The organism is Winogradskyella sp. HaHa_3_26 (assembly GCF_019278425.1).
GTDB classification, from domain to species: Bacteria; Bacteroidota; Bacteroidia; order Flavobacteriales; family Flavobacteriaceae; genus Winogradskyella; species Winogradskyella undariae.
Map to the genome: position 1 here is coordinate 3,508,978 of NZ_CP058981.1, position 13,648 is coordinate 3,522,625.

14 protein-coding genes and 1 other RNA gene are annotated in these 13,648 nt (G+C 31.6%); 7 read left to right on the forward strand and 8 right to left on the reverse strand.

Features of this window, described 5'->3' with window-relative positions; all coding sequences use genetic code 11:
- Window positions 1–95: 95 nt before the first annotated feature.
- Genes H0I32_RS15245 through rlmD form a run of 3 tightly spaced genes read right to left on the reverse strand, consistent with a single transcriptional unit; the run spans window position 96 to window position 2,862 of the window.
- Window positions 96–857: a DUF6048 family protein gene (locus tag H0I32_RS15245; protein WP_246293638.1), complete on the reverse strand. Its 762-nt coding sequence runs from the start codon at window positions 855–857 to the stop codon at window positions 96–98.
- Window positions 823–1,407 (reverse strand): DUF6452 family protein, encoded by a 585-nt coding sequence (locus tag H0I32_RS15250; RefSeq protein ID WP_173588697.1) that lies wholly within the window; start codon window positions 1,405–1,407, stop codon window positions 823–825. Before H0I32_RS15250 ends, H0I32_RS15245 begins: the two co-directional genes overlap by 35 nt.
- The gene (gene rlmD, locus H0I32_RS15255) at window positions 1,408–2,862 is read right to left on the reverse strand and encodes a 23S rRNA (uracil(1939)-C(5))-methyltransferase RlmD (protein WP_173588698.1); all 1,455 of its coding nucleotides are present in this window, start codon (window positions 2,860–2,862) and stop codon (window positions 1,408–1,410) included. It abuts the gene before it with no gap.
- A 229-nt stretch (window positions 2,863–3,091) separates the two neighbouring features.
- On the opposite strand from rlmD, the gene rocD reads away from it, so the two are divergent.
- Window positions 3,092–4,336 carry an ornithine--oxo-acid transaminase gene (rocD, locus tag H0I32_RS15260; protein WP_173588699.1) on the forward strand — a complete coding sequence of 415 codons (1,245 nt, stop codon included), beginning with the start codon at window positions 3,092–3,094 and terminating at the stop codon, window positions 4,334–4,336.
- An 81-nt stretch (window positions 4,337–4,417) separates the two neighbouring features.
- Here rocD and H0I32_RS15265 read toward each other — a convergent pair whose 3' ends face one another.
- Complete coding sequence (locus H0I32_RS15265) at window positions 4,418–4,750, reverse strand: CCC motif membrane protein (RefSeq protein ID WP_179314435.1); 333 nt, start codon at window positions 4,748–4,750, stop codon at window positions 4,418–4,420.
- A gap of 15 nt (window positions 4,751–4,765) precedes the next feature.
- Window positions 4,766–5,068 (reverse strand): DUF2752 domain-containing protein, encoded by a 303-nt coding sequence (locus H0I32_RS15270; RefSeq protein ID WP_246293639.1) that lies wholly within the window; start codon window positions 5,066–5,068, stop codon window positions 4,766–4,768.
- Between the two features lie 120 nt (window positions 5,069–5,188).
- Here H0I32_RS15270 and H0I32_RS15275 point away from each other — a divergent pair, with 120 nt between their 5' ends.
- Entirely contained in the window at window positions 5,189–5,377 is a 189-nt protein-coding gene (locus H0I32_RS15275) for a hypothetical protein (protein ID WP_218747083.1), read from the forward strand.
- On the forward strand, window positions 5,367–5,924 hold the full coding sequence (locus H0I32_RS15280; protein WP_173588702.1) for a Smr/MutS family protein: 558 nt from the start codon (window positions 5,367–5,369) through the stop codon (window positions 5,922–5,924). The genes H0I32_RS15275 and H0I32_RS15280 overlap by 11 nt, the downstream gene beginning before the upstream one ends.
- A gap of 2 nt (window positions 5,925–5,926) precedes the next feature.
- Here H0I32_RS15280 and H0I32_RS15285 read toward each other — a convergent pair whose 3' ends face one another.
- On the reverse strand, window positions 5,927–6,934 hold the full coding sequence (locus H0I32_RS15285) for a hypothetical protein (RefSeq protein ID WP_179314437.1): 1,008 nt from the start codon (window positions 6,932–6,934) through the stop codon (window positions 5,927–5,929).
- Between the two features lie 144 nt (window positions 6,935–7,078).
- Here H0I32_RS15285 and H0I32_RS15290 point away from each other — a divergent pair, with 144 nt between their 5' ends.
- A complete protein-coding gene (locus tag H0I32_RS15290; protein WP_179314438.1) occupies window positions 7,079–8,224 on the forward strand; it encodes a cysteine desulfurase family protein in 1,146 nt (381 codons plus the stop codon).
- Here the strand turns inward: H0I32_RS15290 and H0I32_RS15295 are convergent.
- On the reverse strand, window positions 8,221–10,689 hold the full coding sequence (locus H0I32_RS15295; RefSeq protein ID WP_179314439.1) for a TonB-dependent receptor: 2,469 nt from the start codon (window positions 10,687–10,689) through the stop codon (window positions 8,221–8,223). The two genes, H0I32_RS15290 and H0I32_RS15295, sit on opposite strands and share 4 nt — an antisense overlap.
- Window positions 10,690–10,801: 112 nt before the next feature.
- Window positions 10,802–12,493, reverse strand: coding sequence for a M23 family metallopeptidase (locus H0I32_RS15300; protein WP_179314440.1), 1,692 nt, complete (start codon window positions 12,491–12,493; stop codon window positions 10,802–10,804).
- 339 nt (window positions 12,494–12,832) lie between these two features.
- Between H0I32_RS15300 and H0I32_RS15305 the strand changes: the two genes are divergently transcribed.
- The 3 genes from H0I32_RS15305 to ssrS all read left to right on the forward strand — a co-directional run bounded on the left by H0I32_RS15305 (window position 12,833) and on the right by ssrS (window position 13,620).
- Window positions 12,833–13,123, forward strand: a complete 291-nt coding sequence (locus tag H0I32_RS15305) for a hypothetical protein (RefSeq protein ID WP_179314441.1) — start codon at window positions 12,833–12,835, stop codon at window positions 13,121–13,123.
- Between the two features lie 20 nt (window positions 13,124–13,143).
- Complete coding sequence (locus H0I32_RS15310) at window positions 13,144–13,431, forward strand: cell division protein ZapA (RefSeq protein ID WP_173588708.1); 288 nt, start codon at window positions 13,144–13,146, stop codon at window positions 13,429–13,431.
- Window positions 13,432–13,490: 59 nt separating this feature from the next.
- Window positions 13,491–13,620, forward strand: a non-coding RNA gene (ssrS, locus tag H0I32_RS15315) — 6S RNA.
- Window positions 13,621–13,648 lie beyond the last annotated feature (28 nt).

Sequence of the window (13,648 nt, forward strand, 5' to 3'; positions counted from 1 at the left end):
TACGTATTTATTAGATTAAAATCAACTAATATTTTAATAAAAAAGAGAGAAATAGCGTGTTTTTAAAAGTTGAAAAGGTTAAGTTTTAAGACCTTTTATTCCTCAACTTCTTTATCTTGAATTATAATTTTATCTTTCTTAAAAATTGGGACTAAATAAGAGAGATTAAAACCAAAACCACCACCAAAACGGCTACTATCGTAAGTTCTATTATAACCAGGGATATATAGATTTTCGTAATTATCAATTTCTTTGTCAGATACAAGTACTTTTAATTGTACATTAAGTCCTGCGTAGAAATTATTAAATAATTCGGCTTTTAATCCTATTTGCATTTCTACCCAAAACGCAGTTAGTCCATTGAATTCTTGACCTTCTTCAACGGAATATTGGTTATCCCAATACTGGTTGTAAACATCGTAAACTGTATAATTATTTAACTTTTGGCTAAACGTTGCTGCTCCGATACGAAAACCTGTATAAATCATGTTTTCCATGTCTAACCAGTTTTGATAGAAATTCATATCAATTCCGGCTTTAAAATAACTACCCGTTGTGGTGTTATTTATATAATCGGTTTCAAGTGTTCGTTCTTCATTTCCAATTTCTCCTGCGATATAAATACGTTTAGTAAGGCGGTAATCTCCCATGATTTCAAATCCAGAATAATCATCATCAAAAAAAGTAAGTGCGAATTTACTTATATCTGCACCAATTCTAAGTCCATACTTTTGTTTAAAAACTACGGTATCTTTAATAGTTTTAGTCTTTTCTTGTTGGGCAAAAGCTATTGTAGAAAACAACAGCATTAAGATTACGCTTCTAATGATAGATACGTACATGTGTTGTGTTTTCATCTTCTATACTTTGTTGTGTTGTTTCTTCAATCTCAATATTAGAAATCCAATTATCACCGTTTGTCTCTGTCTCTCTTGAAACACCTAAACTATTAAAATTACTTTTATAACCACAGGCTCTAGAAACATAAACAAACTCTGTGTTATAGGTGATTTCTATGATGTCTATATTTGAGTTGGTTGTATCATCTTCATCTTCAATTCTTAAATCGGTGTCTTTTTCTAGCACATAGCGTGTGGTTATCGTGGCTTCGACTCCTTCTGCACCTATAATAAGTGGTAATTCTATGGTATTTGCATTTTCATTAAAGAGTAGTGTAGCATCTGACTCTTCTAATGGTTCAATAATATTACCGTCATCATCGGTTACTAAACCTTCACCATAAACGGTAATTCTAGATACGTTTAGTAATTCATCTGTATCTGTAGCATCATAGAACTCAACAATTAGCCGAGGCGTAGTTTGCGTTGTAGAAGCACAAATATCATCGCGCTCACAGTTGATAAGAGCAATGGCTATTAAAAGAATTAAGAATTTTACGTTTTTCATTTATTGTTTTTCAAATAGCACAACTGTTTCTATATGCGCTGTATGTGGAAACTGATCTACTAAGCTCATTTTTTTGATGATATAGCCAGATTCCATTAATAGTTCTGTGTCTCTAGCTTGCGTAGCAGGATTACAAGATACATAAACCAAACGTTCTGCATTTAGGTTTATTATTTTTTTTAGGGTTTTAGGCGCAATACCAGCTCTAGCAGGATCTAAAATAATAGTTCTTATTTTATTGGTGTATTCTGGGTGTTCAGTTAAGAATTTACCAACATCAGCAGCAAAGAATTTTAAACCTTCAATATTATTACGTTTAGCATTCTCTTTAGCGTCTTCAATTGCAGCAGCTACAATATCTACACCAACAATTTTAGTGTTTTCAGATTTATTAGCAATGATTTGACCAATAGTCCCTGTACCACAAAATAAATCTAAAACAACAGTATTATCAATAGCTTCTTTATTTTCTAAAGCATAATCAACAACTTTAGTGTAAAGTTTTTCAGCACATTTTGGGTTGGTTTGAAAAAAGCTTTTCATGCTAATTTCAAAGTTAAGACCTAATAATTCTTCAACAATCTTATCATCACCATAGATAAGAGAAATACTTCCTGTTGTAGCGATTGTTCTATCTCCTGTTTCATCATTAATAGTATGTAATAAACCAGCAACACGATCACCAAGTAATTCTACGAGGTAATTTGCAAATTTATCTAAATCGAACTTAGGTAAGTCGTAAGATGTTGTTACCAAGTTAAATAAAAGTTGATTGGTTTTGTAAGATTTTCTAACTACAAAATATCTAAAGAAACCTTCTCTTTTAGGAGCATGCCAAGGATCTAGACCTGTTTCAATACAATAGGTTCTAATATCTTTAACTAGGTTTTCAAATTCGGCATCAAATAAACCAGATTCTTTATTTAAATTATCTCCACACCACCAAGTACCACGTTTTTTAAACCCTAGCGTAAATTCATCTACATCCGTTTTTAATTCGTGATCATAACCAATAGCAGAAAAGCCATATTCCATTTTATTTCTATAATGAAAGGTATTTGGAGACGTAACAAATTCATCAAACTTATCTTCAATATCAGCAACTTTACCAATACGTTTAAATAACTCTAAAGTACTTTGCTTCTTGTATTCGTGTTGTTTTTCAATAGGTAAATTGATATAAGGTGCGCCAGGAATACTTTGGTAAGGCATGTCAATTTCATCTTCAGATGCTTTTAAAACTTCAAAAAGTTTACCTTCTGCATACTTTTTGCTCGTTTTTTTAATCTGAGCTTTTACTAATTGACCAGGTAAAGTATTAGGAACAAAGACTACAAATTCGCCATGCTCGTTACGGATACGACCAATACCTTTTCCTCCATAGGCATAACCTTCAATTAGGATTTCTATGATTTCTCCGCGTCTTACAAATTTGTTACGTTCTCTTTTTGGCATTTCTTATATAAATTAGGGTGCAAAGATAGTTGCAATTTTACAAATAGCATAACGTTAATTGATGTAGGCGCTAGCAATAAATTTCTATTATTTTTTGTAATTTGCAACATTCAGGGATGATTTCTTTCCCACGCTGAATTTTCGGATACTTCGAAAGGATAAAGGTAGATAAGGAATGGTTATTTTAGGTATCCATTTTTTTTGGATATTAACTTTTAAACTTTTTAAAATGGCTGTTTTAGACCAATTAAATTCGCAACAAGCGATAGATTTAGAAAACAAGTATGGTGCGCACAATTACCATCCGTTACCTGTAGTATTAAACAGGGGAGAAGGTGTGTTTGTTTGGGATGTAGAAGGTAAGAAATATTACGATTTTCTTTCTGCTTATTCTGCCGTAAACCAAGGGCATTGTCATCCTGAAATTGTAAAAGCAATGACAGAACAGGCGCAAACGCTAACGTTAACGTCAAGAGCTTTTTATAATGACATGTTAGGGAAGTATGAGAAATATGCTTCTGAAACATTTAATTTTGATAAACTTTTACCAATGAATACGGGAGCTGAAGCTGTAGAAACAGCTTTAAAAATCTGTAGAAAATGGGCTTACGAAGTTAAAGGAATTGCAGAAAATGAAGCTGAAATCATTGTATGTGAGAATAACTTTCACGGAAGAACAACAACGATTATCTCTTTTAGTAACGATCCTGTAGCGCGTAAAAACTTTGGACCTTATACTAATGGTTTTATTAAGATTGCATATGATAATCTTGAAGCTTTAGAAGACACATTGAAAAGCAATGCTAATGTTGCAGGTTTCTTAGTAGAGCCAATTCAAGGTGAAGCTGGTGTTTATGTACCTACTGAAGGTTACTTATCTAAAGCCAAAGCATTGTGTGAAAAATATAATGTTTTATTTATTGCAGATGAAGTACAAACCGGTATTGCAAGAACAGGAAAAATGTTAGCAGTAGATCATGAAAACGTAAAACCAGATGTTTTAATTTTAGGTAAAGCCTTAAGTGGTGGTGCTTATCCTGTATCTGCAGTTTTAGCTGATGATGCTATTATGAATGTTATTGGACCAGGAAATCATGGAAGTACCTTTGGTGGAAATCCTATTGCAGCAGCTGTAGCTATTGCGGCTTTAGAAGTTGTTAAAAATGAAGATTTAGCAAACAATGCAGAAAAATTAGGGCAATTATTTAGAAGTGAAATTTCTAAGTTTATAGAAACTAGTCCTATTGTTAATTCTGTAAGAGGAAAAGGATTATTAAATGCTATTTTAATAAATGATGACGAAGACAGCGAAACTGCTTGGAATATTTGTCTAAAATTAAGAGATAACGGCTTATTAGCAAAACCAACGCATGGAAACATTATTCGTTTTGCACCACCTTTAGTAATGACAGAAGCACAGTTATTAGATTGTGTATCTATTATTACAAAGACTTTAAAAGAATTTGAAGCTTAATAAGCATTTGAAATAAGAGCAAAAAAAAGCGATTTTCTTAATTGAAAATCGCTTTTATATTTATTAAGAATTAGGAAACTACTATTGTCCTAATAATTCTTGCATTTTAAGCTCCATTAATTGAGGGTCTTGCATTGCTTCTAATCCAATTGTTGTGTATATCCAAACGTAAAATAAAACCATTGCAATACTTAATACTACACCGATAATCCCCATTATTTTACCCGCTTTTACATTTCCAAAACCAGAATAAGTTTCAGGTGCTAGCATATAAGTTTTAGTGGCTTTACCAGCTAATACTATTGCTACGATTCCGAAAATTAATCCAGGAAGACCATAACAGCAACAGCCGACGATTGATAAAATTCCCATAATTAGGACTAAAGTTCCATTTGGTATTTGTTGTTTTTCCATTATATAAATTGATTTTTAGTTGATTAAAAAAGTTTTAATAATAAAGCTTACCACAATAATACTAATATTTAATATAAAAAAGCCTAAAATAATGCGATGACCATTTTTAAATTGAAATTTTAGATGCAATAGTAAAAAGGCAAACATTGCAATAAGTGTGTAAATTGCAGGATACATAAAAAAAGCAGCAACAAATTCTCCTTTAAAAATGAAGTTAATAGCCCTTTGCATGCCACATCCCATACAATCAACATTAAACGTTTGTTTCCACATGCATGGTAACATATATTCTTCAAGTCCTTTTGCGAGTATTAACATGGCGCTAAATTAACAATTTGATTTATTACTTTTATAATTGCGAGAAATATTTTTCTAAATTGTACTTTTACGACCTGTTTTAATTAATGAATTATGGATATTTCGAGAAGCTTAAATTTTATGTGTATTCTAGTTGGAGGAATGATTGCATTTTATGCTCAAGCACAGCAAGAACAAAATACGTACTTATTAATAGGAGGTATTGCATTATTAATGGTCGGTGTTTATAGAACCTCTAGAAATATTCCGAGCAAACATGAAGAATCAGAAGAATCATTTGTAAAAACAGAAAAAGAAGATGAAATTTAAAATAAGTGATAAGGTTGAAACAATTGACGATGATATTTCAGGAATAATAACAAAGATTTCTGGAGATATAATTACAGTTGAAGATATTGATGGCTTTGATTTACAATTTGAAGCTCGTGAACTTATGTTAATGTCTTCAGGTAATTCGCTTGAAAGTGCTGTTTATAATACGGATTTTGAAGCCGTAAAAAAAGAAAAAGAATCTTTAAAACGAAAATCTGCTCCAACAATAAAACCTAAAGAAAGAAATGCACCTAAATTTGAAGTAGATCTACATATTCATCATTTAACCAAATCTTCAAAAAGAATGTCTAATTATGAAATGCTTAATCTACAACTAGATACAGCAAGAGGTCAATTAGAATTTGCCATGCGTAAGCGTATCCCAAAAGTAGTTTTTATACACGGTGTTGGCGAAGGTGTGCTACGCCAAGAATTAGAAACACTTTTTAGTCGTTATAATAATGTAAGATTTTACGATGCCGATTATAAAACCTACGGTTTAGGAGCAACAGAAGTTAGTATACTTCAAAATGTAGCGCCTTAATCTTAGAAATCGTAATCATAATCATCAGGATCAAAGTCTTCTATAATTGTTGTTAGTGTACCAAGTGTAATTTCGGTAGTTCTAAAGATTGTTAAATCTGTATTATTAATTACAAATACTGTTTCAACAGTTCTGGTGTAAGAATTTTCAAAAGCATTATAATCATCAAAAACGTAAGAGGTATTTTCGGCAGCATTTAGATATAATTCTACTAAAACATCATTCACAGCAATTCTGTCATCTCCAGGGCCATTCTCTCCATTCGCATCTTCTAAACGGGTAGGAATTAGGTCTCCATCATCATCATCATCTAGGTAATTAGGAAGATCATCACTATTCGTCGGATGATTTGCATCAGTATTTAAAGGGTTAGTTAAAGGATCTCCATCTCCGTCTTCATCCAATTCGTCTAGTTCATTTTCAGTTAAAACATTATCACCATCATCATCAATATCTAAATAATCTGGTATATCATCCTCATCTGTATCTTGAGGGTTATCTATACCTCCAGGACCATATTCATAAATACTAGGAACACCATCATTATCATCATCTACAATTGTAGAAGTTACATATACATCACCAGAGCCTGCTTCATAATCTTCTCTTATTGTTAAATCTGAAGGTGGTACAACAGCACAAATGTCACTAGAAGTTAATTCTCTATTGTATGTTCTATAAATAAAACGAGTTGTACTAGCGTCGATTGTTAATTCTGTGGGAGAACCTTCAGTTGTTGCATGTGTAAATAATGCGTCATTGGTATCATCTCCTTTTTCAAAAATTAAAATAAGCGCTTCGTTAGGATCTTCTCGTGTATCATATACAAGGTGATAGTCTTCAAAATTAGTACATTGTGCTAATTCTTCATCAAATTCTAAATCTACAGTTAAAATGTCACCATCATCACAAGTAGTTAAAAAAGCAAAACATAAGAGTATAAAAAAACGACGTATCATAGATTCTATTTTTAGCAAAAATAAAGGATTTGTAAAATTATAACGTTGCATTATCTAAATAATTTTATTTACAATATTTTTGTAGGATGAATTGATCATCTACAAAATTGTATCATTCAAAGAAATGATGACTAATCAATTGCACTACTGTACTGAGCTTAGAAGAAGTATGACCATAAAAATACTATAAATAACATGAATTCAATCTATTTAGATAACGCAGCCACTACAGCTTTAAGACCCGAAGTTGTAACGCGTATGACGCAAGTGTTAAATGAAACTTATGGAAATGCATCTTCTAGTCATAGTTTTGGTCGTGCGTCTAAAGCACTTTTAGAACAATGTAGAAAAAATATAGCAAGCTATTTTAATGTGTCGGCATCAGAAATTGTTTTTACTGCTGGCGGAACAGAATCCGATAATTTAGCTTTAAGAAGTGCCGTTAGAGATCTAGGTGTTACAGAAATTATTACATCTCAGATTGAACATCATGCTGTTTTACATACTTTAGATCAATTGCAGAAAGAATATGGTGTAAAAGTCACTTATGTAAAACTGAAAGCTGATGGAAGTATAGATGAAGAAGATCTTGAATCTGTTTTAGGTCATTCTGATGGAAAAAAATTAGTGACTTTAATGCATGTTAACAATGAGATTGGTAATGTGTTAAATTTGAAAAGCATAGCTAAGATTGTAAAATCTTATGGAGCCTTATTTCATTCTGATACTGTACAATCTGTCGGACATTATAAAATAGATTTAAAGGAAATACCTATAGATTTTACAGCCGCAAGTGCACATAAATTTCATGGACCTAAAGGTGTTGGGTTTTGTTTTGTACGAAAAGAGTCTGGATTAAAACCATTGATTTTTGGTGGAGAGCAAGAACGAGGCCATAGAGCAGGGACGGAGTCTCTTCATAATATTGCTGGGATGGATGCGGCTTTAAAAATAGCTTACGCAAATCTTGAAGAAGAACATGCTTATGTTTTAGATTTGAAGAACTATTTTATCACGGAACTTCAAAATAATATTCCTAATGTAAGTTTTAACGGTTGTTCAAAGTCTGAAGAAAGCACATACACATTAGTAAGCGTTCGTTTACCAATGGCTCCTGGAAAAGCATCAATGTTACAGTTTCAACTCGATTTAAAAGGGATTGCGAGTTCTAGAGGTAGTGCTTGCCAAAGTGGAAGCAGTCAACAGTCTCATGTATTAAAAGCTATTTTACCTAATGATGAATTAGCAAAACCTTCTATTCGTTTTTCATTCAGTATATATAATACTAAAGAAGAATTAGATTATGTAGTTGGTGTTTTAAAAGCTTTAGTTAATTCTTAAAACCTTGCAGACATTCTTATATTAAAAACACGTGGTGTTAAGTAATTAGGAATTGCATATTGTTGTTTACTGTAAACGTCTCTAACCCAAGTATTTGTAATTGAGTTTTGGTTATTAAACATATTATAGATTTCAAAACCAATTGAGAGTTCCTTAAAAGCGGCTTTCCATTTAGAATTATAAGTTTTTTCAGGATTCACTAATTCGTAAGAAATTCCTAAATCCGCACGTCTATAATCACGTAATCTTATCTGGTAATTGTATGGATCTGCATAGCTTGGAGAACCTCCAGGAACACCTGTATTATATACTAAATTTAAATACATTTTAAGGTCTGGCATGTTAGGGACGTAATCTTGAAATAAAGCACCAAATTTTAAACGTTGATCCGTTGGTCTAGCAATATAACCACGATCATCAATGTTTTCTTCAGTCTTTAAATATCCAAAACTAAACCAAGACTCTGTACCAGGAACAAACTCTCCATTAATTCTTAAATCTAAGCCATAAGCATAAGCAACAGCATTATTATCTGCACTATAACGAATTCTAACGTTTTCTAACGTGTAAGGATTAACATCTGTCATTCCTTTGTAATAAGCTTCAGTTACTAACTTGAATGGTCTGTCCCAAATTTCAAAACTATACTCGTTTCCTAAAACAACATGAAATGATTTTTGAGCTTTTACATTAGGTTGGACCGTTGCTGAAGAATCTCTTAATTCTCTGTAAAATGGAGGTTGGTAGTAGAGACCAGCAGCTACTCTAAAAAGCATATCTTTATCCCAATTGGGTTTAATAGCAAATTGTCCTCTTGGGCTAATTACGGTTTGTGTATCACTTGTTTCAATATCATCACCGCTTACAACCCAACTATGAGATCTTACACCAGCATTATAAAAAATTTCATGACCGTTCCAATCTGTTTTTTTACTATATTGTATAAAAGCTTGAAATCTATTAATTTGAATTCGGTTAGTCGCTCTAATATCTTCATAAGCAGTTAAAGGGCCAGAAAAAGAATTGTAAGGTTGATCGTTAGGCTGACTTATTGAAGGTGGTCTAATTGAAAAACCAGCAGAATCAATAATTTCATATTCAACTAAACGGTCTCTAATATCTTCGTGTGTGTATTTTGCAGACCATTCTAATGTACTTTCGTCATCAATTTTATAATCTCCTTTATGTTCAGCGTTAACTATAAAAGCATCTAAATCATTTCGGGCATGTGTAAGTTGAGATCCAATACCTTCGCTAAATTCAACTTCACCTAAATTTTCATCACCAATACTTGTGTTTACTTCACCTAAACGATATTCTGCTAAAATGTCAAAATATTCTTGTTCTGTAGTATGGTAAGCAGAGGCAATAAGTTTAAGCGTTAAATCGTCATTTACAAAGTAATTAGCTTTAAATGCCCCAAAATAGGTTTGGTATTGATCTTTTTCTTGTCCATCGTAAAATACTAATAACGCAACAGGATCATCAATAGTTCCGAAGTTAGTTTGTCTATTTTCGGGTTGAAAGTTGTATTTATTTGAAGAAATATTTCCAAGGAAATTTAAATGAAACTTACTCGAAAAACGATAGGTTAAAAATGTTTGTGCATCTGCAAAAATAGGTTCTACATTACCTTCTGTTTCTAAACTATTTAATAATAAACTATTGTCTCTATAACGTACACCTGCAATACCAGAGAATTTTCCGTCTTTAGAAACACCTTCAGCAGCAATACTTCCACCAAGTAAACTTAAATCTGCTCTTATTCCAAAATCAACAGGATTACGATACGTAATATCTAATACAGAAGATAATTTATCACCATATTTAGCTTGAAAACCACCAGCAGAGAAATCTACATCTTGAACCAAATCGGTATTTACAAAACTTAATCCTTCTTGATTTCCAGAACGAATTAAAAAAGGTCTATAAATTTCTATATCATTTACATAAACTAAGTTTTCGTCAAAATTACCACCACGTACAGAATATTGTGTACTTAATTCATTAGAAATATTTACTCCAGGTAAGGTTTTAAGAATATTTTCTACACCAGGCTGCGCACCTTTGATGGTTCTTATCATTTGTGGTGAAATAGAAGTAACACCATCTACAGATTGTCTTGTATTTGTATTAATAACAACGGTAGCAATTTGTTCAACTTCAATAAGCATCACAGGGTTGTATTCAATTTCTTGTCCGTTTTTTAAATTGAATTTTTGCTCAACTAATTTATGTGAAACGTGAGTGAAAATAACGGTAACTTCAATGCCGTAAGGAATTCTAAGCTCGTAAAAACCGTTGCTATTGGTTGCTGTGCCTTCTCCAGTGTTGGTTTTTATATTAACTCCTTCAATAGGAGTGTTGCCTTCATCTAAAATGACACCTCTAATAATTGCATTTTGTGAAAACGAAAGTAGACTAAAAAATAAGCCTAAGAGGACGGTGAAAATTAAGCGTTTCAAATATTTTGTTTTTAATCTTAGTTAGGTTGAATAGCGGTTTAGAATATAGATTAACAATCATAATGATTCTATAATTTAGCGTTTAAAATGTAACAGTCTAAGGTCTAAATTTCTACTTTCTAAAAAATGTTGCTTCAAATGTAGAACTATTTCCAACATTATCAGTGACAATTATTTTTAATTCGTTCTTAGTATCTTTAACGATATTATCACTAAAATCGTGTATAAGCGTATTTTTTTTATAATCATATTCCATTAAAATCCACTTTCCATTTACTGTAGCTCTGTATTTACTTATACCTGTTAACTCATCATCAATCTTAAGTTTAAGGTAACGATAGTTACTTATCCATTTTTTATCTGTAAAATTGGTGGGTGTTATGGTTGGAGGTACAGTATCCATTGATAAAGCATAGGTGCCTAATGCTTTAGTTTTTGCGGTTAAGACATCTCCTTTGCGTGAGGTAGATACATAGTAAGGCTTTTTATAATTACCATAAAATCTGGCGATATAAAGTTTGTCTTGATGTTCTTTTTTATAATTACTTAAGTCGTAATTAATATAGAAATTCTTTTGCATCGCAACGTTATCATTTCCTAAAAAAATAGTGTCAGAACTCACCTTAAAATCTACATAAGTGTCATCATACAATGTGTTTTCATAAAAGTTTACTGTATAATTACCTGAAGTTAATGTCGACATTTTATTGCTATAAACCAGTGATTGTTTAGAGCGATCTATGGTGGTCGAATCTTTTTTTATAGTTTCAAATTCTCCATCTACAGGGATTACAACCCAAGATTCATTTCCGTTATAATCTCTAATTCTCATCTTATAAACTGAAGCTGTACTGTCTTCAATTTTAACGTAGCCCTTATCGTAAGCGTCTTTATAAATACTTAGAGGATTATTTTTTTCAATAAAAAGTTTCTGAATTTTAGAGCGTTTACGAACGTAGTATTCATAATCGACAAGACGTTTAATATGTTTACTTTCATCGAAGCTAATACGTTTAAAATCTATTTCTAAACTTTTATTTCCATTAAAAAAAGTTTGAATATTACTTACACCGTTATTATTCGGTGCTAAATCTTGTTTGTCGTTAGAGGTAACACCAAATCCAATATTTCCGTAAGCTTTAATCTTTTCAACAGCATAATCACCTGTTTTCTGTGGAATTAAGCGTAAGGGCACTCTTTCATTTTTTCCATTAATAATTGCGTTTTCGTCTTTAGGATAGGCAAATACCGCAGTGACGTAGGGTGCTGTAGAATCTTCTACTTCTATACCAAAGAGTAATGGATTCATTGTACGTTCTAAGTTGTCTCTAATTTCGAAATGTAAGTGAGGACCTCCAGAACCACCCGTATTTCCTGAATATGCAATAACTTCATCAGGCTCTATTAAAAGTTCTTCAGAATGAGGAAAAACTTCAACTTCATAACTCTCTTTATCATATTGACATTGTTTAATATAATCTTCTAATCGTTTAGAAAATTTTTGAAGATGCCCATAAACAGTTGTATAGCCATTAGGATGTGTAATGTAGATGGCTTTTCCGTAGCCAAAATGAGAGATTTTAATTCTACTTATGTAACCTAGTGCCGCCGCATAGACTTTTAAACCTTCTCGTTGTTGTGTTTTAATATCTAATCCAGCATGAAAATGTGTAGAACGTAATTCGCCAAAAGTACCTGAAAGTACAATAGGAATATCTAAAGGAGCGCGAAAATAATCTTGAGGATATTCCGATTGTCCATATAATGAACTAGTTAATAAAAAGAGGATTAAAAATTGTTTCATAGGATTAGCTCTGACAGCGAAAATATTACTTTGTTTACATTTTGCAAACACTAAAACGGTATAATTTTAGCATTTTATAAATTATATTGAACCTCTAATAATACCAAATAAAAATTAAAAATACGAATATTGTTTTTTCTATTTAGTTGTTTTTTATAAGCGTATACATTTATAACTATTAGTATCCTTGTATATTATAGAAGGATATAAGTTAAATAAAATCCAATTTTATTATTATAGAATTTTAAACTTATCTGCTTTAATAAAAAATAATTGTAAAACAATTGTGATTGTTGATTAGGTATGTTAACTTTGTTTCGATAGTATTGAATTACTTTAATGAGTAAAATAGAAGACATTGTTGATGCATTAGAACATAAAATCAGTAAGATTTTAGATAAGCAAGCGATTTTAAAACAGACTAATGAGAAACTCGAAAGTCAATTAAAAGAGCAACAGCAAAAACTTTTAGAACAACAAGAAGAGATTTCTGCTTGGGTAGAAAAACATGACACACTCAAAATTGCAAATTCAATGCTTGGTAGTGACGAAAATAAACGAGAAACAAAACTCAAAATAAATGCACTGATTAGAGATATTGACCATTGTATTGGTCAACTCTCTGAATAAAGTTGTAAATTTAAATTATAATGCCTGAACAATTAAAAATTAAACTTTCTATAGCTAATAGAGTTTATCCGTTAACGATAAACCCTGGGCAAGAAGAAGGTTTACGCAAAGCTTCAAAAAATATAGAGGCGATGATTGGGCAATTTGAGCAGAATTACTCTGTAAGAGATAAGCAAGATGTTTTGGCAATGTGTGCCTTACAATTTGCTTCTCAAGTAGAGCAAAAGTCTATAGATAAAGAGTATGTAAATGAAGAAGTACAGGAAAAGTTAGAAGCTTTAAATGAACTTTTAAATCAACATCTTTAACTCGTACGTTCTTTAAAATAAAATAAGGTTACTGCCTACATTAGTTACATTTTTGATAAACTCAACGATCAATTCTTTAAAAAGGGTGAGTTTAAGTTGTAAAATCGTGCTGTTAGTACTGAACTCGTTTCGGTATCTTAGACAGATTTTTGATCAGCTTGTTAGCCCTAAACTTGTTTTAAGGAGTTTATACAAAACCAAAACTGATGTAGGCTTT

Bases quoted from the DNA above. Each gene is read 5' to 3' on its own strand.
- H0I32_RS15300 (WP_179314440.1), bottom strand. From the start codon at position 12,493: ATGAAACAATTTTTAATCCTCTTTTTATTAACTAGTTCATTATATGGA.
- H0I32_RS15275 (WP_218747083.1), top strand. From the start codon at position 5,189: ATGTGTATTCTAGTTGGAGGAATGATTGCATTTTATGCTCAAGCACAG.
- H0I32_RS15310 (WP_173588708.1), top strand. From the start codon at position 13,144: ATGCCTGAACAATTAAAAATTAAACTTTCTATAGCTAATAGAGTTTAT.
- H0I32_RS15305 (WP_179314441.1), top strand. From the start codon at position 12,833: ATGAGTAAAATAGAAGACATTGTTGATGCATTAGAACATAAAATCAGT.
- rlmD (WP_173588698.1), bottom strand. From the start codon at position 2,862: ATGCCAAAAAGAGAACGTAACAAATTTGTAAGACGCGGAGAAATCATA.
- H0I32_RS15290 (WP_179314438.1), top strand. From the start codon at position 7,079: ATGAATTCAATCTATTTAGATAACGCAGCCACTACAGCTTTAAGACCC.
- H0I32_RS15280 (WP_173588702.1), top strand. From the start codon at position 5,367: ATGAAATTTAAAATAAGTGATAAGGTTGAAACAATTGACGATGATATT.
- H0I32_RS15265 (WP_179314435.1), bottom strand. From the start codon at position 4,750: ATGGAAAAACAACAAATACCAAATGGAACTTTAGTCCTAATTATGGGA.
- H0I32_RS15285 (WP_179314437.1), bottom strand. From the start codon at position 6,934: ATGCAACGTTATAATTTTACAAATCCTTTATTTTTGCTAAAAATAGAA.
- H0I32_RS15245 (WP_246293638.1), bottom strand. From the start codon at position 857: ATGAAAACACAACACATGTACGTATCTATCATTAGAAGCGTAATCTTA.
- rocD (WP_173588699.1), top strand. From the start codon at position 3,092: ATGGCTGTTTTAGACCAATTAAATTCGCAACAAGCGATAGATTTAGAA.
- H0I32_RS15250 (WP_173588697.1), bottom strand. From the start codon at position 1,407: ATGAAAAACGTAAAATTCTTAATTCTTTTAATAGCCATTGCTCTTATC.
- H0I32_RS15270 (WP_246293639.1), bottom strand. From the start codon at position 5,068: ATGTTAATACTCGCAAAAGGACTTGAAGAATATATGTTACCATGCATG.